Source organism: Chromobacterium amazonense (assembly GCF_001855565.1).
Taxonomy (GTDB): domain Bacteria; phylum Pseudomonadota; class Gammaproteobacteria; order Burkholderiales; family Chromobacteriaceae; genus Chromobacterium; species Chromobacterium amazonense.
Map to the genome: position 1 here is coordinate 432,581 of NZ_MKCR01000027.1, position 18,461 is coordinate 451,041.

An 18,461-nucleotide genomic window follows, 5' to 3' on the forward strand; every position below is an offset into this window, starting at 1 on the left:
CATCCTGCCTGGCCGCGTGAACAAGGATGCTTCACGATGGCTGATTTCTCCGATTATCACGTAGCAGATTTCTCCCTTGCCGGCTGGGGCCGCAAGGAGCTGAACATCGCCGAAACCGAAATGCCGGGCCTGATGGCGATCCGCGACGAGTATCGCTCCACACAGCCGCTGCGCGGCGCGCGCATCGCGGGCAGCCTGCACATGACGGTGCAGACCGCGGTGCTGATCGAAACGCTGACGGCGCTGGGCGCGCAAGTGCGCTGGGCGTCGTGCAATATCTTCTCCACCCAGGACCACGCCGCCGCGGCCATCGCCGCCGCCGGCATCCCGGTGTTCGCCTTCAAGGGCGAGAGCCTGGACGAATACTGGGAGTTCAGCCACAAGATCTTCGAGTGGCCCGAAGGCCAGCCGGCCAATATGATCCTGGACGACGGCGGCGACGCCACCTTGCTCTTGATGCTGGGCAGCAAGGCGGAGAAGGACATCGGCGTCATCGCCCATCCCACCAACGAGGAAGAAACCGCGCTGTTCGCCTCGATCAAGCGCCATCTGGCCATCGACCCGCAGTGGTATTCCAAGCGCCTGCAGCACATTCAGGGCGTGACTGAGGAAACCACCACCGGCGTGCACCGCTTGTACCAGCTGGAAAAAGACGGCCATCTGCCGTTCCCGGCGATCAACGTCAACGACTCCGTCACCAAGTCCAAGTTCGACAATCTGTACGGCTGCCGCGAAAGCCTGGTGGACGGCATCAAGCGCGCCACCGACGTCATGATCGCCGGCAAGGTGGCGGTGGTGCTGGGCTATGGCGACGTGGGCAAGGGCTGCGCGCAGAGCCTGCGCGGCCTGGGCGCCACCGTCTGGGTGACGGAAATCGACCCGATCTGCGCGCTGCAGGCGGCGATGGAAGGCTACCGCGTGGTGCGCATGGACGAAGTGGCCGACCAGGCTGACATCTTCGTCACCGCCACCGGCAACGTCGGCGTGATCACGCACGAGCACATGAAGAAGATGCGCCACAATGCCATCGTCTGCAATATCGGCCACTTCGACAGCGAGATCGAAGTCGCCAGCCTGCGTCAGCACCAGTGGGAAAACATCAAGCCGCAGGTCGATCACATCATCTTCCCGGACGGCAAACGCATCATTCTGCTGGCGGAAGGCCGCCTGGTGAACCTCGGCTGCGCAACCGGCCACCCCAGCTTCGTGATGTCCAACAGCTTCACCAACCAGGTGCTGGCGCAGATCGAGCTGTTCGCCAACGGCCAGAAGTACGACAAAAAAGTGTACGTGCTGCCCAAGCATCTGGACGAGAAAGTGGCGCGGCTGCACCTGGCGCGCATCGGCGCGCGGTTGACCGAGCTGTCCGATCAGCAGGCCGCTTACATCAGCGTGCCCAAGCAAGGGCCTTATAAGCCGGATCACTATCGTTATTGATTTTTGAACCAAGCCGAAACGGACAGCCACCCATAGAATGGTGCTGTCCGTTTTTTTCGGGCCCGCGCAAGCAACGGCACCCAGAGGCCGGCAATGACAAGATAGCCAGGACAGCGATAGAGAGGATCACGATGACACAAACGCCGCGCACCTTCAGTTTTGAATTCTTTCCGCCGAAAACGCCGGAAGGCGTGGCCAAGCTGCGCACCACCCGCCAGCAGCTGGCGCAGTTCAAGCCGCAGTTTTTCTCGGTGACCTTCGGCGCCGGCGGAACCACCCGCGACGGCACCCTGTCTACCGTGCTAGAAATCCGCAGCGAAGGGCAGGCCGCCGCGCCGCACCTGTCCTGCGTGGGCTCCACCCGGGAAAACATCGCCGCCATCCTCAATGAGTACCGCGGCAACGGCATCCGCCACCTGGTGGCGCTGCGCGGCGATATCCCGTCCGGCATGGTGGGCGCTGGCGAGTTCCGTTACGCCAACGAGCTGGTGGAGTTCATCCGCGCCGAGCACGGTGATCATTTCCACATCGAGGTGGCGGCCTATCCGGAGTTCCATCCGCAGGCCCGCTCGGCCGATGACGATCTGGATAATTTCGTGCGCAAGGTGCGCGCCGGAGCCGACTCCGCCATCACCCAGTATTTCTTCAACGCCGACAGCTATTTCCGCTTCGTCGATGAAATCCGCGCCCGCGGACTGGACATCCCCATCGTGCCCGGTATCATGCCGATTTCCAATTTTGGCCAGCTGTGCCGCTTCTCCGACATGTGCGGAGCGGAAGTGCCGCGCTGGCTGCGCCTGCGCATGCAGGCCTATTACGACGATACCGCGTCCATCCGCGCGCTGGGGCTGGACGTGGTGACCGAGCTGTGCGACCGGCTGCTGCAAGGCGGCGCGCCGGGGCTGCATTTTTACACATTGAACCAGGCGGGCCTGGTCTCCACCATCTGGCAGAGGCTGGGCCTGTGACGGCGTGCGGGCGGCATGGGCCGCCCGCTGCCGTGAACGAACAGGGGCGCCTATGCAAGACACATTGAGTATCCAGAATCCGCAGAGAAAATCGCTGCTCGGCCAAATCATTTTCAGCAGTCGCTGGCTGCAATTGCCCATCTATCTGGGTTTGATCGTGGTGCAGGGCGTCTACGCCTGGAAATTCCTGGCCCAGCTGTGGGAGCTGCTGGAAGGGCTGAATCACTTGACCGAGACCGACATCATGCTGGCGGTGCTGGGGTTGATCGATGTGGTGATGATCGCCAACCTGCTGGTGATGGTGACGGTGGGCGGTTATGAAACCTTCGTGTCGCGCCTGCGCATCGACACCCATCCGGACCAGCCGGAATGGCTGGACCACGTCAACGCCTCGGTGCTGAAAGTGAAGCTGTCGATGGCCATCATCAGCATCTCGTCCATCCACCTGCTGCAAACCTTCATCAACGCCAGCCGCATCGACGAGCACACCATCAAGTGGCAGCTGTTTTTGCATCTGGCCTTCCTGCTGTCCGCCGCGGCCATCGCCTATACCGACAAGCTGCTGGCCAGCGCGACGGCGCAGCACCAGCGGCACTGAACGGAATCCTAACAAGCAAAACGGCCCGTGCAGGGCCGTTTTGCATATTGCGCGGGGCGTGATCACATGCCGCGCATCTGTCCCAAGGGCAGCGCGGTGGTGCGCTTGATCTCCTTCAGCACGAAGCTGGATTTGACGTCCTCCACGCCGGGGTGCTGCAGCAGCTCATCCATCACGAAGCGCGAGAAGTGCTCCATGTCTTCAAAGTACACCTGCAGCAGATAGTCCATTTCGCCGGTCATGGCGAAGCAGTTGATGACTTCCGGCCAGTTCTGCACTGCCTCGATGAAGCTTTGCAGGTGCATATTGCCGCGCTTTTCCAGCGTCACTCGCACCCAGGCCTGCAGGCCCAGACCGATATGCGCAGGATCGAGCAGCGCCACGTATTGGCGGATCACGCCGGACTCTTCCAGTTGCTTGAGCCGGCGCAAGCAGGGCGACGGCGACAGCGCCACGCGCTCGGCCAGCTCGACATTGGTCAACCGGCCATCCAGCTGCAATTCGGCCAGAATACGCAAGTCCGTCTTATCTAATGTAAGACTTGGCATACTTTCTCCTGATTATCGGTTTGTTGAGGCATTTTATTCTTCAATATTAATCATGGAAAGCAATTTGGCAAGATAATTGCTATGCACTTTCCATAGAATAAAAAGCCTAAATCGCAAACGGCAGCGCCAGACTGCCGACGCATGTCGATGGTGTGTGACAGCAGATAACGATTCATTCGGAGGAGAGCTAGCCGTACCGCCATCGGCGGCCGGCACCGATGCGCCCGTCCCTGGTGCGCAACGCGGTTTTCCCGTCTGCCTCTTCCCACCCTGTCGACCTGCCAACCGCCCGCAAAAGCGGGCGGGCAGGCGGCCTGCTTACATAACGCGGATCGCCTGCAGACGTTTACACACAACGCTCAAACCGAGTGGATTATCGCTTTCCGTATCATCGGAGCGCGATCTATATAACAGAGGAGAAACAGATGAAAATGGAAGCCATGCTGCAAAACCCGCTCGCCACCGACGGCTTCGAGTTTGTCGAATACACCGCGCCCGACGCGGCCGGCGTGGAAAAGCTGCGCCAGTTGTTCCTGTCGCTGGGCTTTACCGAAGTCGCCCGCCACCGCAGCAAGAACGTCAGCCTGTTCCGCCAGGGCGACATCAACTTCATCCTGAACGCCGAAACCAGCCAGCCGGCCAGCGAATTCGCCCACGCGCACGGCCCGTCGGCTTGTGCGATGGCTTGGCGCGTGAAGGATGCCGCCAAGGCTTACGAATACGCGCTGGCGCATGGCGCCAAGCCCTATCAGCGCCCGATAGGCTTCATGGAGCTGAACATCCCGGCGGTGCAGGGCATCGGCGGTTCCGCGCTGTATTTCGTCGACCGCTACGGTCCGGAACACAATATCTACGACGTGGACTTCGTGCCGGTGGACGGCGTCGATCAGCATCCGTTCGGCGTGGGCCTGACCCTGATCGACCACCTGACCCACAACGTGGCGCGCGGCAATATGGCCACCTGGGCCGACTTCTACACCAATATCGCCAACTTCCGCGAGATCCGCTATTTCGACATCGAAGGCAAGCTGACCGGCCTGGTGTCCAAGGCGATGACCAGCCCCTGCGGCAAGATCCGCATCCCGATCAACGAGTCGTCCGACGACAAGAGCCAGATCGAGGAATTCCTGCGCCAGTACAACGGCGAGGGCATCCAGCACATCGCGCTGACCACCGACGACATCTACGCCACGGTGGAAACGCTGAAGGCGCGCGGCACCCGCTTCCTGGACACCCCGGACACCTATTACGAAAAGGTGGACGCCCGTGTGCCGGGCCATGGCGAGGACGTGGCCCGCCTGAAGAAGAACAGCATCCTGATCGATGGCGCGCCGGTGGAAGGCATCCTGCTGCAGATCTTCACCGAGACCGTGATCGGCCCGATCTTCTTCGAGATCATCCAGCGCAAGGGCAATGAGGGCTTCGGCGAAGGCAACTTCAAGGCCCTGTTCGAGTCCATCGAGGAAGACCAGATCCGCCGCGGCGTGCTGAAGGCCTGAGCGGCCAGCCTCTGAAAACGGTTCTGGGCGCCGCCGCTTCCCGTTCAAACCGGCGCGTGGCGGCAGCCCAAAGCAACTTGGCCACGGAAACACACGGAAGGACACGGAAAAGCAAGAACGGGCAAAAATCCTTGAGCCTCCCGAGGCAAGGATTCACGCTCGGGATGTCTTCCGTGTTTTCTGTGTATTTCCGCGGCGAAACAGGATTCTCAAAATGCGTAAATGGATCAGTTTTCCGCACCGCGAAGGCACCATCTCGCGCCAGGCTCACGCCGACTTGCCGGCCGAAGGCATCTATGAACGAGAAGTGGGCCGCAGCGGCTTCTTCGGCCCGGCTACCCACTTGCACCACAAGCATCCGCCTACCGGCTGGAGCGCCTGGGAAGGCCCGTTGCGTCCGCGCGCCTTCGACCTGAACGAATTGCCGCACGGCGCGCCGGCGCCGTGGGAGGCTCCGCTGGTGTTGCACAACGCCCAGTGCAAGGTGCGCATCTGGCGCTGCGAGCAAGCCATGACCCAGCTGTTCCGCAATGCCGACGGCGACGATCTCTTGTTCATCCACGCCGGCAGCGGCGAGCTGTTCTGCGACTATGGCCATCTGAGCTACCGCGACGGCGACTACATCCTGGTGCCGCGCTCCACCAGCTGGCGCATCGAGCCGGCCGAAGCCACCACCATGCTGATGATCGAAACCAGCAACGGCGCCTACCAATTGCCGGAAAAGGGCCTGGTGGGTCCGCATGCCATTTTCGACGAGGCGGTGCTGGACGTGCCGGCCATCGACGACGCCTTCCGCGCGCAGCAGACGGAAGACCCGTGGCAGGTGGTGATCAAGCGCCGCGGCGCGCTGTCCACCGTCACCTATCCCTTCAACCCGCTGGACGCCATAGGCTGGCACGGCAATCTGTCGGTGGCGCGCGTCAACTGGCGCGACATCCGCCCGCTGATGAGCCATCGCTACCACCTGCCGCCGTCGGCGCACACCACCTTCGTCGCCGACGGCTTCGTGGTGTGCACCTTCGTGCCGCGGCCGATCGAGTCCGACCCGGGCGCGCTGAAGGTGCCGTTCTATCACAATAACGACGACTACGACGAAGTGATCTTCTACCACGCCGGCGACTTCTTCAGCCGCGACAACATCAAGCCTGGCATGATGACCTTCCACCCGGCCGGCTTCACGCACGGCCCGCATCCGAAGGCTTTCGCCAAGGCGATGACGGATCCGAAGAAGTTTACCGACGAGGTGGCGGTGATGATCGACACCCGCGACGCGCTGGAGCAGGGGCCGGGCCTCGCCGCCGTCGAGTGGCAAGGATACGTGGACAGCTGGAAGCCGAAAGTTTGAGCTTGAGTTCATTTCTGCTGCGCGGTCCGATCTCGAAGCTGCGATGCTCGCTGTACCACTTGTACAGCTGCGCGTCTCGCTTCGACCTCGGGCCGCTCGCGGCGAAATGCTCCTCAAGCCGCGCTAAGCATTTAAATGACAAGCAAGCGCGTCACTGCCTGTTAGCAGAAAGAACATCAAGATGAAATTAGCGACCTATCACAACCATACCCGCGACGGCCAGCTGATGGTGGTCAGCCGCGATCTGACCCGTGCCGTGGCTGTGCCCGCCATCGCCGCCACGCTGCAGGGCGCGCTGGACAACTGGGCGCAAGCCGAGCCGCGGCTGAAGGAAGTCTACAACGCCCTCAACCATGGCCAAGTGCCGGACGAAGTCGCCTTCGACGCCAAGCGTTGCCTGAGCCCCTTGCCGCGCGCCTACCAGTGGGCCGACGGCAGCGCCTACTTGAACCACGTGGAGCTGGTGCGCAAGGCGCGCGGCGCCGAGGTGCCGGCCAGCTTCTACACCGACCCCTTGATGTACCAGGGCGGCTCCGACGCCTTCCTGGCGCCGACGGCCGGCATCCCGCTGCGCGACGAAGCCTGGGGCCTGGACTTCGAAGGCGAAGTCGCGGTGATCACCGGCGATGTGCCCTTGGGCGCGCCGGCCGATGAGAAGCACATCCGCCTCTTGATGCTGGTGAATGACGTCACGCTGCGAAACCTGATCCCGGCCGAGCTGGCCAAGGGCTTCGGCTTCTTCCAGAGCAAGCCGGCCACCGCCTTCTCGCCGGTCGCCGTCACCCCGGACGAGCTGGGCGAAGCCTGGCAGGATGGCAAGGTGCATCTGCCCTTGCTGGTGGACTACAACGGCGCGTTCTACGGCAAGCCCAATTGCGGCGTGGAAATGCAGTTCAGCTTCCCGCAACTGGTGGCGCATGTGTCCAAGACCCGCGAGCTGGTAGCCGGCTCCATCGTCGGCTCCGGTACCATTTCGAACAAGGACCGCAGTGTCGGCTCCTGCTGCCTGGCCGAGCTACGCATGATCGAGACCATCGAACAGGGCGCGCCCAAGACCCCGTTCATGAAGGCGGGCGATACCGTGCGCATCGAGATGAAAGACGCCGCCGGCCGCAGCATCTTCGGCGCCATTGAGCAGACCGTGGTGGCGCATGGCTGAGCGCGTTCTGTACGGCTACTTCCGCTCCAGCGCGGCGTATCGGGTGCGCATCGCGCTGAACCTGAAGGGCTTGGCTTACCAGTACCGGGCGGTCAATCTGCTGCAGGGCGAGCAGCGCAGCGCCGAGTACCTGGCCATCAATCCGCATGGCCTGGTGCCGCTGCTGGACGACGGCGGGGTGAGGATCGCCCAGTCGCTGGCCATCTGCGAATACCTGGACGAGGCCTATCCGGATTCGCCGCGGCTGTTGCCGGCCGATCCGGCGCTACGGGCGCAGGCGCGTTCGATCGCTCTGGCCATCGCCGCGGACATCCACCCGCTGCAGAATCCGCGCGTCGGCAAGTATCTGCAGGGGGAGTTCGGCGTGGGTGAAGAGGGCAAGACCGAGTGGATACGCCACTGGATACGCACCGGCCTCAAGGCGTTGGAACAGCAGCTGGCGCAGAGCGCCGGCCGCCATGCGGTGGGCGATGAGCCGACGCTGGCCGACATTTGCCTGTTGCCGCAGGTATTCAGCGCGCGCCGCTTCGGGGTGGACTTGGCGTCGTATCCGACCATCGTCCGCATCGCCGAGGCTTTGGAGGCGCTGCCGGCATTTGCCGACGCGCATCCCGCCAAGCAGCCGGACGCGGTGTAAGTGTTTGATCCGACAGCCCGGGCACCTTGAGCGGCCGGGCTGTTTATGTTTCCAGGCGGATGGCGAGCCGTTTTTTTTCAGTTATGCCTTGACTCAAAAGCCGTCCTCTGATTAAATGCGTGGCTCTGACGGCGCGCTAGCGCTGAAAGAAGAAGTGGCCAGTTAGCTCAGTTGGTAGAGCAGCGGATTGAAAATCCGCGTGTCCGTGGTTCGATTCCGCGACTGGCCACCACAAGAAGGCCAGTTAGCTCAGTTGGTAGAGCAGCGGATTGAAAATCCGCGTGTCCGTGGTTCGATTCCGCGACTGGCCACCAGATTACGAAAAGCCGAATCCGCAAGGGTTCGGCTTTTCGCATTGTCTGGCCTAGGGCGCTCAGCGCGCCGGTTTGACATCCTTGCGCAGGGCCGCGCGCGGCAGCATGGAGGCGACCAGCAGCGCGGCCAAGCCCGCCGCCAGGGCCAGGCTCTGGCCGGCGCGTGGGCCGTAGTCGTCCGTCAGCAGGCCGCACAGCGAGGCGCCGCCGGCCAATCCCAGCTGGATGCCGGTGACCAGCCAGGTCAGGCTCTCGGTCAAGCGGGCGCGCGGCACGGATTTTTCCACCATTTCCATGGCGACGATCAGGGTCGGGGCAAACGACAAGCCAGACAGCAACATGGCGGCCGCCAGCCAGGCGCTGTCGGGCGCCAGGGCGATCAGGATGGAGCTGAGCGCGGTGGCTACGCAGCAATACAGCAGCAGCCGGCCCAAGGGCAGGGCGGGCTTGAGCGCGCCGAAGGTCAGCCCGCCGGTGGCCGAACCCAGCGCGTACAGCGCCAGCACCCAGCTGGCGGCCGACGGCGAGCCTTCCGCCTTGGCGATGGCGACCGCGGTGACGTCTATCGCCCCATTAATGGCGCCCAAGGTGCCGAGCAGCAGGGCCAGCGTCGGCACCGGCCGCAAAAAGAGCGCCGGCCGGCCGCCGTGCTGCGCATCTGGGTGGACCGGCGGTTCGGTGGCTTTCTGGCGCAGCAATACCGCGGCGCCCAGCAGCAGAAGAAGTACAGCGCAGATCGGCCCGGCTTCCGCGAACCAACCCATGCACAAGGCGATGGCGAGCGGCGGGCCGATGACGAAGGCGAGTTCGCTGAGCACGCTGTCCAGCGCAAACGCGGTGGGCAGCAGGGGGCGGCCATCCAGCAGCCGGGCCCAGCGCGCGCGGGTCATGGCCGGGATGCTGGGCAGGCAGCCGGCCAGCGCGGCGCAGGCAAACAAGGCCCAGGACGGAGCGCTCAGCCAGCTGCACAGCGCCAGCGCCAGCAGGGCCGACGCGCCGATGCCCACGGCCGGCGGCAGCACGCGGCTCTGGCCGTAGCGGTCGGCCAGCCGCGAGACTTGCGGCGACAGGAAAGCCGCGGCCAGCGTCAAGGTGGCGGCCACCGCCCCGGCCAAGCCATAACTGTTCTGCGTCAGCGACAGCATGGTGATGACGCCGATGCCGACCATGGCGCCCGGCAGGCGCGCCACGCCGCCCGCCAGCGCTAGCGTAACGACGCCGGGGGTGCGCAACAGCTCGCCATATCGATTGGCCATATCGGTTCCTATGGGGTTTCTTGCCGATGGACAGGAAGTTTTCTGTGAAGCGCCGCCAGCAAAACCTCTGATCCTGCCTTGCGCCTTCTTGCCTTGGTGGCTGCGTCGGCGCGACTTGACTCAGGCTCTCGGCGAGGTTTGGCTTGCGGCGGCGAATAGGCCAAGTTATCTGCCGCTTATGGCTTTGTCAATTTGCGGATAATCAGCATAGCGCCGCGTAACGCGGTGCGGCTTGGTCGGGCGGCGTATAATCTTGGCTTCGCGCAGCATTGGAGTTTCCATGTCCTACCGTTTCATCGCTTCCGACCTGGACGGCACGTTGCTGGATGTGCATCACGCCGTCGATCCGCTGACCGCCGATACCCTGCAGCGTCTGGAGCGGCGCGGCGTCCAGTTCGCCATCGCCACCGGACGCCATTACCTGGACGTCAAGGGCATCCGCCAGGCGCTGGGCGTGCGCGCCCACTTGATCACCTCGAACGGCGCCCGCGTGCACGATCCCGACAATGCGCTGATCCACCGCCAGGATATCGACGCGGCGCTGGTGCGCCAGATGGCGCAGCCGGAATTCGCCGCCGGCGCCATCGTCAACTTCTACCTCGACGACGAATGGCTTATCAGCGAACCCAGCCAAGCGTTGCTGGACATGCACCGCGATTCCGGCATGGTGTATCGGGTGTGCGATCTGGCCCGTCACGAGGGCGCGCGCGTCGGCAAGGTGCTGTACATCGCGCCGCATGCGCACTTGCTGGAGGTGGAGCGCAAGTTGAGAGCGCGCTTTGGCGACCGGCTGTACATCACCTTCTCGCTCGATCATTGCCTGGAAGTGATGGCGGCTGGCGTGTCCAAGGGCCATGCGCTGCAGCTGGTGTTGGACAGGCTGGCGATTCCGGCCAGCGAGTGCTTGGCCTTTGGCGACGGGCAGAACGATATCGAGTTGCTGCAGGCCGCCGGCCATCCGCGGCTGATGGGCAACGCGCATCCGCGGCTGCGCCGCGAGCTACCCCATGCGCGGCAGATCGCCAGCCATGCCGACTCCGGCGTGGCGCGGCACCTGCGCGAATTGTTTGCGTTGTAACTTTTCCTCTCGCTCCCGCTAGCCAACAGGCGCGGGAGCGCGCTAAGCTAAGACCATCCCATCAGACTTTGCGGCCCCCCGGCGACAAGGCGTACTGCCTGGCCGTGGGCTGGCCGGTCTCCATCCAAAACAAAACTGATTTTAAGATTGTCGATCGAGTTCGCTGTGCAGTGTGGCTGAGGCCATGGGGGATGCCATGAATTCATCTTGTCTTGAAAACGAGGGCAGTGCCGTCCGCCAACCGGGGCAGGCGGTGATCGAGGAGCTGTTGTCCGCGGCGGACATCGCCGTCAACGGCAGCCGGCCGTTCGACATCCAGGTCAAACACCCGCACTTTTACCGGCGCGTGCTGCAGCAGGGCTCGCTGGGGCTGGGCGAAAGCTATATGGATGGCTGGTGGGAGTGCGAGCGGCTGGACATCTTCTTCCAGCGCACCTTGCGCGCCGGTCTGGAGCATCGGCTGCCGCGCCGTTGGCGCGACATCCTGTACGTGCTGGCGGCCAGAGTCGTCAATTACCAATCCTTGCGCCGCGCCCGCCGGGTGGGCGAGCATCACTACGACCTGGGCAACGACTTGTTCGCCGCCATGCTCGACCCCTATATGCAATATTCCTGCGGCTACTGGAAGGACGCCGACACGCTGGAGGCGGCGCAGGAGGCCAAGCTCAAGCTGATCTGCGACAAGCTGGCCCTGCAGCCGGGCATGCATCTGCTGGATGTCGGTTGCGGCTGGGGCGGGCTGGCGGAATACGCCGCGCGGCATTATGGCGTTCGCGTGACCGGCATCACCATTTCCGAACAGCAGCAGCGGCTGGCGAGAGAGCGCTGCGCCGGCTTGGATGTGGAAATCCTGCTGCAGGATTATCGCCATCTGCAGCTGCGGGCGGACCGCATCGCGTCGGTCGGCATGTTCGAGCACGTCGGCCCGCGCAACTACCGCGCCTACTTTGAAACCATCGCCCGCAATCTGAAGCCGGACGGCTTGTTCCTGCTGCATACCATAGGCGCCAAGGTGACCGATATGTGGGTGGACCCGTGGATAGAGAAATACATCTTTCCCAACGGCTGTCTGCCATCCGCCATCCACATCGCCGAAGCCAGCTCGGCATATTGGCTGATGGAGGACTGGCACAACTTCGGCGCCGATTACGATCTGACGCTGATGGCTTGGCTGCAGCGTTTCCAGCAGGCCTGGCCGCAGTTGTCGGTCCATTATTCGCCGCGTTTCTACCGCATGTTCTGCTATTACCTGAATGTCTGCGCCGGCGCGTTCCGCGCGCGGGACATCCAGCTGTGGCAGGTGCTGTTCAGCCGGCAGGGGATTGAAGGCGGGCTGCGCGTGGCGCGCTGAGGGATGGTGGATAATGAAAAACGCCAGCGGCGAGCCGCTGGCGTTTGGTTTTGGCCGGAGACAGGGCCTATCAGGCTTGCAGCGCCGCGGCCAGGGCGGCGGCCTGATCGCCTACGATCAGGTGCAGCGTGCCCGGAGACACTTGCGTCACTGCGCTCACGCCGGCGGCGCGGGCAGCGGCTTCGTTGAAGCGGCTGGCATCCTTCAGCTCCACGCGCAGGCGGGTATGGGCGATGGCTTCTACCTTGCTCAGGTTGGCGTCGCCGCCCAGGGCCTGCTTCAGCGCGGCGACATCGGTCTTGGCTGCAGCCGGGGCGGCCGCGGGAGCGGCTGCCGGCGCCGGCGCGGCGGCTGCCGGAGCGGAAGACAATTCGGCGTCGCTGCCGGCGCTGCGCAGATAGATGTCCATATCGGTTTTCAGATTTTCCGATTTGGGTCCGAAGATGGCTTGCACGCCATTGCCCACCACCACCACGCCGGAGGCGCCCATGGCTTTCAACTTGGCTTGATCCACTTTGGCGATTTCAGCCACGGCCACGCGCAGACGGGTGATGCAGGCGTCCAGGCCGCGGATGTTGGAGCGGCCGCCGAAGGCCAGCACCAGTTCGCGAGCGCGCTGGTCTTCGCTGACTGCGCCGGCGCTTTCCAGGCTTTCATCTTCGCGGCCCGGGGTCTTCAGATTGAACTTGGCGATGACGAAGCGGAACACGCTGTAGTACACCACGGCGTAGATCGGGCCCAGGATGAACACGTACCAGGCGTGCTTGGCCTTGTCGCCGATCAGGTTGAACATCAGGAAGTCGATGCCGCCCTGCGAGAAGGTGAAGCCCATGTGCATGTCCAGGGTGTTGGCCACGAACTGGGTGGAAGCGGCCAGCACGGCGTGGATCACGTACAGGATGGGCGCCACGAACAGGAAGGAGAACTCGATCGGCTCGGTGATGCCGGTCAGGAAGGAGGTCAGCGCGGCGGAAACCATGATGCCGCCAACCTTGACGCGGTTTTCCGGCTTGGCCGAGTGCCAGATGGCGATGGCGGCGGCCGGCAGGCCGAACATCTTGAACAGGAAGGCGCCGGACAGGATGCCCGCGGTCGGGTCGCCGGCAAAGAAGCGGGCGATGTCGCCGTGGATGACCTTGCCGGTCACCGGGTCGGGGAAGGAACCGATTTCAAAGAAGAAGGGCACGTTCCAGATGTGGTGCAGACCGAACGGGATCAGCAGACGCTCGACGAAGCCGTACACGGTGGCGGCGGTGCGCGGGTCGCTGACGGCGGCCCATTGCGAGAACGCCTTGATGCCGTTGCCGATCGGCGGCCAGATGAAGGACAGGATCACGCCCAGGCCGATGGCGCCGATGGCGGTGATGATCGGAACAAAACGCTTGCCGGCGAAGAAGCCCAGGTATTCGGGCAGATTGATCCGGTAGAAGCGGTTGAACATATAGGCTGCCAGACCGCCGGCGAGAATGCCGCCGAACACGCCGGTCTGAATCGACGGCAGGCCCATGATGGTGGCGGTTTCCACGCCCATGATGCCGGCCATCACGCCCAGGGTGACGGTGGTCACCAGGTGGCCGATCACCGCGGCGATGGCGGCCACGCCATCGTTTTCAGTGAAGCCGAGCGCCACGCCGACGGCGAAGATCAGCGGCAGGTTGCCGAAGATCACATCGCCGGAGTGCTTCATCAGCGACAGGATCGCCAGAGCGATGGCGTTCTGGGTGTGGAAGTCGGTGGCGCCGATGCCGAGCAGCAGGCCCGCGACAGGCAGCACCGCTACTGGAAGCATCAGCGCCTTGCCTATCTTCTGCAGAAAAGCGAACGATTGACTAAACATGATTATTATCCTGCTTTGACATGCTTATGGAATGTCGAGCGGCTGTGAGGCCGTCCCCTCTATAAAGCACCGCCGTGGCTGAATGCTGCGCTAGGTGGCGCCGGACGGCGCCAGGTTGCCCTGGCGGTCTCCCCATCCGGCGCCGCAGCTCCCGCCGCGTCGGCGCTTATCCGATTAACGAGCGTGTTGATTCAGGTAGTGGCGGACGTCGGTGGCGGTGGACAGCGCCAACACCTCCTTGGCCAGCTGTTGGCACTCGGCCAGGCTCCAGCGCGACAGCGTGGCCTTGACCGAGGCGACGGCCGGGGTGCTGGCCGACAGTTCGGTCACGCCAATGCCCACCAAGAGCGGCGCGGCGCGTTCGTCCGACGCCAGTCCGCCGCACACGCCCACCCACTTGCCGTGGGCGCGGGCGCCTTCGCAGGTCAGCGCGATCATCGCCAGCACCGCCGGGTGCAGCGCGTCGGCCTGCTTGGCCAATTGCGGGTGGCCGCGGTCCATCGCCAGCACGTACTGGGTCAGGTCATTGGTGCCGATGGAGAAGAAGTCCACCTCCGGCGCGAAGCGAGCGGCCAGCACGGCGGCCGACGGCACCTCCACCATGATGCCGACCTTGACGTCGGCGGCGCCGGCGGCGGCCTGTTCCTCGGCCAGGATGGCCTTGGCGGCGCGCAGCTCTTCCAGAGAGGCCACCATCGGGAACATGATGTGCAGCTTGGTCAGCGGCGCGGCTTGCAGAATGGCGCGCAACTGGGTGCGCAGCAGGTCAGGACGGTCCAGGCTGACGCGGATGCCGCGCAGGCCCAGGAAGGGGTTGTCTTCCTTGGGCAGCGGCAGGTAGGACAGGGGCTTGTCGCCGCCCACGTCCAGCGTGCGCACCACCAGCGGGCGGTCCTTGCCCAGCGCTTCGGCCACGGCGCAATATTCTGCCGCCTGTTCCTGTTCGGTCGGCGCGGTGTCGCGGTTGTCGAACAGGAATTCCGAGCGCAACAGGCCCACGCCTTCGGCGCCCTTGGCCACCGCTTCGCGGGCGTCGGCGGCGTTGCGGATATTGGCCACCACGTCGATGCGCACGCCGTCGCTTGTGGCGGCCGGCTGCATGGAGCTCTTGGCTTCGGATGCGCGGCGTTCGGCCAGGCGGGCGATTTCCTGTTCGGCGGCGGCCAGGTCTTCAGCCGTCGGGGCGATGGCCAGCGTGCCTTCGTTGCCGTTTAGAATCACTTGCAGGCCTTCCGGCAGCTTCAGCGCGGACTGCGAGATGCCGCAGATCGCCGGGATGCCCAGCGAACGCGCCAGGATGGCCACGTGGCTGGTGGCGCCGCCGGTGCGGGTACAGAAGCCCATCACCTTGGACGGATCCAGCGAGGCGGTGTCGGACGGGGCCAGGTCTTCGGCGATCAGGATGGAGCCGGCCGGCAGTTCCAGCGAGGCCTGCTTCACGCCGGCCAGCAGGGCCAGCACGCGGCGGCCCACGTCGCGGATGTCGTTGGCGCGTTCGCGCAGCAGGGCGTTGTCCTGCGCTTCCAGACGGGCGGAGTAGGCGCTGAAGGCGGCGCGCCAGGACCAGGCGGCGGACTTGCCGTCGGCCAGGCCGGTATAGGTTTGCGCCAGCAGGTCCGGGTCTTGCAGCAGCTCTTGGTGCATGGACAGGATGGCCTGCTTGGCCGGGTCGGTCAGTTGCGCCTTGACCAGATCCAGCTGGGCGGCGGCTTCCTCGGTGGCGCGGGCGAAGGCCTGCTGTTCCACATTGGCGCCCTTGCCCTGTTCCGGCACGTCGAATTCCTGCAGGCGGTGATGGACGATGCGGCCGATGGCGATGCCGGGCGAAGCGCCCACGCCAGCCAGCTGGGTATCGCTGTCCTGTTGCTGGGCCGCGGCCGGAGCGGCAGCCGGCGCAAGCGGCGCCTCGTCGGCTTTCTCGCCGCAGCGGTCATTCAGCAGTTGGGTCAGTTCCGCGATGGCGGCGGCGGCATCGTCGCCCTGGGCGCGGACGCGCACCTTGTCGCCGAACTTGGTGGCCAGGCCCATGATGGCGACCACCGATTTGGCATTGGCTTCCTTGCCATCCAGGAGCAGCTGGATGTCGGAGCCGAAGCTCTTGGCCTTGCTGGCGAACACGGCGGCCGGGCGAGCATGCAGGCCGGCCGGGTTGCCGATGGTGATGTCGGCGGACAGTTGCGGCTCGCCGACGACGACTTGCAGCACGTCCTTGCCGTTGGCCAACTGCAGCGACAGCACCACGTTCTTGCCGGCATCCACCATGCCGGTGGCCGGCTGCATGCGCGCCACGGTCTCGCCGTTGGTGATGATGATCTGGGTCAACAGGCTGGCGGCCTTGCGTCCCACCAGGTCCAGATCGAAGTCGATGACCGGCTGGCCGGCGCTGACTTGCTGGCCTTGTTCGATCAGCGGGAAAAAGCCTTCGCCTTTCAGCATCACGGTATCGATGCCCACGTGCACCATGACTTCCACGCCTTCCGCGGTGGTGATGGTGAGGGCATGGTGGGCCGGATGCAGATTGCTGACCACGCCGCTGACCGGCGCCAGCAGGCTGCCGGATGTGGGGTCGAGCGAGATGCCGTCGCCGACCATTTTGCCGGCGAATACCGGGTCCGGAACGCTGTCCAAGGGGACCAGCCATCCGGAGAGGGGGGCCAGGATGTCTAGTCTTGGTGCGGAGGTGCCCATGAGAAACTCCTCAATTCGTGGATAATTCCAGTCGTTTTATTACGAGCGTCAATCAAGCCGATTCTTGTTTGCGCCAGCTCAAGAGCCATTGCGGCGCCTCTTGACGGCTTGGCTTGTCCTGACTGGCTTTCGGCGATTATATACGGGTCACCATTTGCAGACATCGACGACTGGGTTGCGTTATATCTTGCCAAGGTTTGTAGTTAAACTACACGCAAATTACGCAGCAGCTTGATGGCAATCAAGAAAATGTGCAAGTCTGAATTGTTCGAATTAAGTGCTGCGTTGCACCATAGCTGGGCAAGCCCGTTATTGTAGCTTGATTGCGCTGGAATTAGCGGCGGGAAGGGCGGGGCGGCGGTTGTTGCATTTTTGTAATGCAACTCTAAAACGGAGAAAGGCGGCATCCGGCCCGGGGGCCGGATGAAAAGACATTTAGGCGGCGCGGGCGCGCTTGGCGTCGCCTTGCAGGAACAACGCCAGCGATGCGGTGATCAGGAAGGCCGGATATTCCCAGCCGCCGCCGGCATTGGCGAACATCCAGCCATTGGCGGCATGAACCAGCACGATGGCGCCCAGAAGCTGCGGAATCAGCAGCAGCGCCACCCAGCGCGCTTGGATGCCGGCCAGCAGCAGCAGGCCGCCGCCGATTTCGATGGCGATGGCGACGTAGCCGAAGAAGCCGGGCAAACCCAGGCTGGCGAAGTAGCCGGCGGTGCCAGCCGGACCGAAGACGAACAGCTTCAGCGCGCCGTGCGACAGATACATCAAGCCCAGCGACAGGCGCAGCAGCAGCGTGGCGAGGTAGGGGTTTTGCAGACGGTTCATGGTGTTGGTTCCTGAAGAATGGGGATGGCGCTATTTGACCATCGGACTTATATTCAATAAATATCTCTCTATTTAAATTATTGTTTACTATTAAGAAATTATATGGATCGTTTCTCGGAAATACGCGCCTTCGTCTCCGTGGCGGAACTGGGCAGCTTCGTGGCGGCGGCGGACAGGCTGGAACTGTCGCGGGCGATGGTGACCAAGCTGGTGGCCGCGCTGGAAAACCGCCTGGGCGCGCGGCTGATGCATCGCACCACGCGCAAGCTGTCGCTGACCGAAGCCGGCGAGACCTATCTGGCGCAGGCCGGCAGCCTGCTGGCGGAGCTGGACGAGCTGGATGCGCGGCTGTCGCACGGAGCCAGCGAGCCGGTGGGACGTTTGCGGCTGTCGGCGCCGGTATCATTCGGCATGCGCTACCTCGGCGCCATCATCGGCGGCTTCCACAAGCGCCACCCGCGCATCGAAGTGGAGCTGAATCTGAACGACCGGCGGGTGGATCTGGTGGAGGAAGGATTCGACCTGGCGCTGCGGGTGTCCAATCTGACCGACTCCACCCTGGTGGCCAGACGCTTGGCCCAGATCCGCGATCTGGTGGCGGCGTCGCCGGACTACCTGGCGCGCCACGGCACGCCGCGCCACCCGGCGGAGCTGGCCGAGCATCAGTGCCTGCTGTACGCCTTGACGGCTCAGCCCAACATCTGGGATTACCGCGGGCCTGACGGCAGCCAGGACAAGGTGAGGGTGAAGGGAGCGCTGCGCGCCAATAACGGCGATGTGTTGACCGACGCCGCGGTGCACGGCATGGGCGTCGTCCTGCAGCCGCGCTTCCTGCTGGAGAAGGCCTTGGCCGATGGCAGCCTGGTACCGGTGCTGCAGGAGTACGATTGGCACTGCCTGGATTTGTCCGTGGTGTAT

General features: G+C 64.0%; 15 protein-coding genes and 2 tRNA genes. 12 read left to right on the top strand and 5 right to left on the bottom strand.

The annotated features are described in order from the left end of the window. Positions 1-36 precede the first annotated feature (36 nt). The 3 genes from ahcY (at position 37) to BI343_RS13145 (ending at position 3,003) form a co-directional block, all read left to right on the top strand. Positions 37-1,437 carry an adenosylhomocysteinase gene (gene ahcY, locus BI343_RS13135; protein WP_071109995.1) on the top strand — a complete coding sequence of 467 codons (1,401 nt, stop codon included), beginning with the start codon at positions 37-39 and terminating at the stop codon, positions 1,435-1,437. A gap of 131 nt (positions 1,438-1,568) precedes the next feature. After that, positions 1,569-2,405 (top strand): methylenetetrahydrofolate reductase [NAD(P)H], encoded by an 837-nt coding sequence (gene metF, locus BI343_RS13140; RefSeq protein WP_043623599.1) that lies wholly within the window; start codon positions 1,569-1,571, stop codon positions 2,403-2,405. Between the two features lie 52 nt (positions 2,406-2,457). After that, positions 2,458-3,003, top strand: coding sequence for a TIGR00645 family protein (locus BI343_RS13145; protein WP_043623596.1), 546 nt, complete (start codon positions 2,458-2,460; stop codon positions 3,001-3,003). Positions 3,004-3,065: 62 nt separating this feature from the next. Here BI343_RS13145 and BI343_RS13150 read toward each other — a convergent pair whose 3' ends face one another. Beyond that, the gene (locus BI343_RS13150) at positions 3,066-3,551 is read right to left on the bottom strand and encodes an Lrp/AsnC family transcriptional regulator (protein ID WP_043623593.1); all 486 of its coding nucleotides are present in this window, start codon (positions 3,549-3,551) and stop codon (positions 3,066-3,068) included. Between the two features lie 425 nt (positions 3,552-3,976). Between BI343_RS13150 and hppD the strand changes: the two genes are divergently transcribed. From hppD to BI343_RS13180, 6 genes are all read left to right on the top strand, one after another. Continuing rightward, positions 3,977-5,050: a 4-hydroxyphenylpyruvate dioxygenase gene (gene hppD / locus BI343_RS13155; RefSeq protein WP_043623590.1), complete on the top strand. Its 1,074-nt coding sequence runs from the start codon at positions 3,977-3,979 to the stop codon at positions 5,048-5,050. A gap of 214 nt (positions 5,051-5,264) precedes the next feature. After that, positions 5,265-6,395 (top strand): homogentisate 1,2-dioxygenase, encoded by a 1,131-nt coding sequence (locus BI343_RS13160; protein WP_071109996.1) that lies wholly within the window; start codon positions 5,265-5,267, stop codon positions 6,393-6,395. Positions 6,396-6,576: 181 nt separating this feature from the next. Continuing rightward, on the top strand, positions 6,577-7,554 hold the full coding sequence (locus tag BI343_RS13165; RefSeq protein WP_071109997.1) for a fumarylacetoacetate hydrolase family protein: 978 nt from the start codon (positions 6,577-6,579) through the stop codon (positions 7,552-7,554). Next, a complete protein-coding gene (maiA, locus tag BI343_RS13170; protein WP_071109998.1) occupies positions 7,547-8,191 on the top strand; it encodes a maleylacetoacetate isomerase in 645 nt (214 codons plus the stop codon). The genes BI343_RS13165 and maiA overlap by 8 nt, the downstream gene beginning before the upstream one ends. Before the next feature lie 156 nt (positions 8,192-8,347). Further along, a tRNA-Phe gene (locus tag BI343_RS13175) sits at positions 8,348-8,423 on the top strand. Positions 8,424-8,429: 6 nt separating this feature from the next. Then, positions 8,430-8,505, top strand: a tRNA-Phe gene (locus BI343_RS13180). 59 nt (positions 8,506-8,564) lie between these two features. Here BI343_RS13180 and BI343_RS13185 read toward each other — a convergent pair. Continuing rightward, on the bottom strand, positions 8,565-9,761 hold the full coding sequence (locus BI343_RS13185) for an MFS transporter (RefSeq protein WP_071109999.1): 1,197 nt from the start codon (positions 9,759-9,761) through the stop codon (positions 8,565-8,567). 280 nt (positions 9,762-10,041) lie between these two features. Here BI343_RS13185 and BI343_RS13190 point away from each other — a divergent pair, with 280 nt between their 5' ends. Beyond that, the gene (locus BI343_RS13190) at positions 10,042-10,839 is read left to right on the top strand and encodes a Cof-type HAD-IIB family hydrolase (RefSeq protein WP_071110000.1); all 798 of its coding nucleotides are present in this window, start codon (positions 10,042-10,044) and stop codon (positions 10,837-10,839) included. Between the two features lie 196 nt (positions 10,840-11,035). Beyond that, the gene (gene cfa, locus BI343_RS13195) at positions 11,036-12,190 is read left to right on the top strand and encodes a cyclopropane fatty acyl phospholipid synthase (protein WP_071110001.1); all 1,155 of its coding nucleotides are present in this window, start codon (positions 11,036-11,038) and stop codon (positions 12,188-12,190) included. Between the two features lie 70 nt (positions 12,191-12,260). Here the strand turns inward: cfa and ptsG are convergent, their stop codons facing one another. From ptsG to BI343_RS13210, 3 genes are all read right to left on the bottom strand, one after another. Next, positions 12,261-14,027 (bottom strand): PTS glucose transporter subunit IIBC, encoded by a 1,767-nt coding sequence (ptsG, locus tag BI343_RS13200; protein ID WP_071110002.1) that lies wholly within the window; start codon positions 14,025-14,027, stop codon positions 12,261-12,263. A 174-nt stretch (positions 14,028-14,201) separates the two neighbouring features. After that, positions 14,202-16,715 carry a phosphoenolpyruvate--protein phosphotransferase gene (ptsP, locus tag BI343_RS13205; RefSeq protein WP_071110003.1) on the bottom strand — a complete coding sequence of 838 codons (2,514 nt, stop codon included), beginning with the start codon at positions 16,713-16,715 and terminating at the stop codon, positions 14,202-14,204. A 435-nt stretch (positions 16,716-17,150) separates the two neighbouring features. Further along, entirely contained in the window at positions 17,151-17,543 is a 393-nt protein-coding gene (locus tag BI343_RS13210; RefSeq protein WP_071110004.1) for a DoxX family protein, read from the bottom strand. 102 nt (positions 17,544-17,645) lie between these two features. Between BI343_RS13210 and BI343_RS13215 the strand changes: the two genes are divergently transcribed. Next, positions 17,646-18,461: LysR family transcriptional regulator (locus BI343_RS13215; RefSeq protein ID WP_071110005.1), on the top strand; the 816-nt coding region annotated here is incomplete at its 3' end.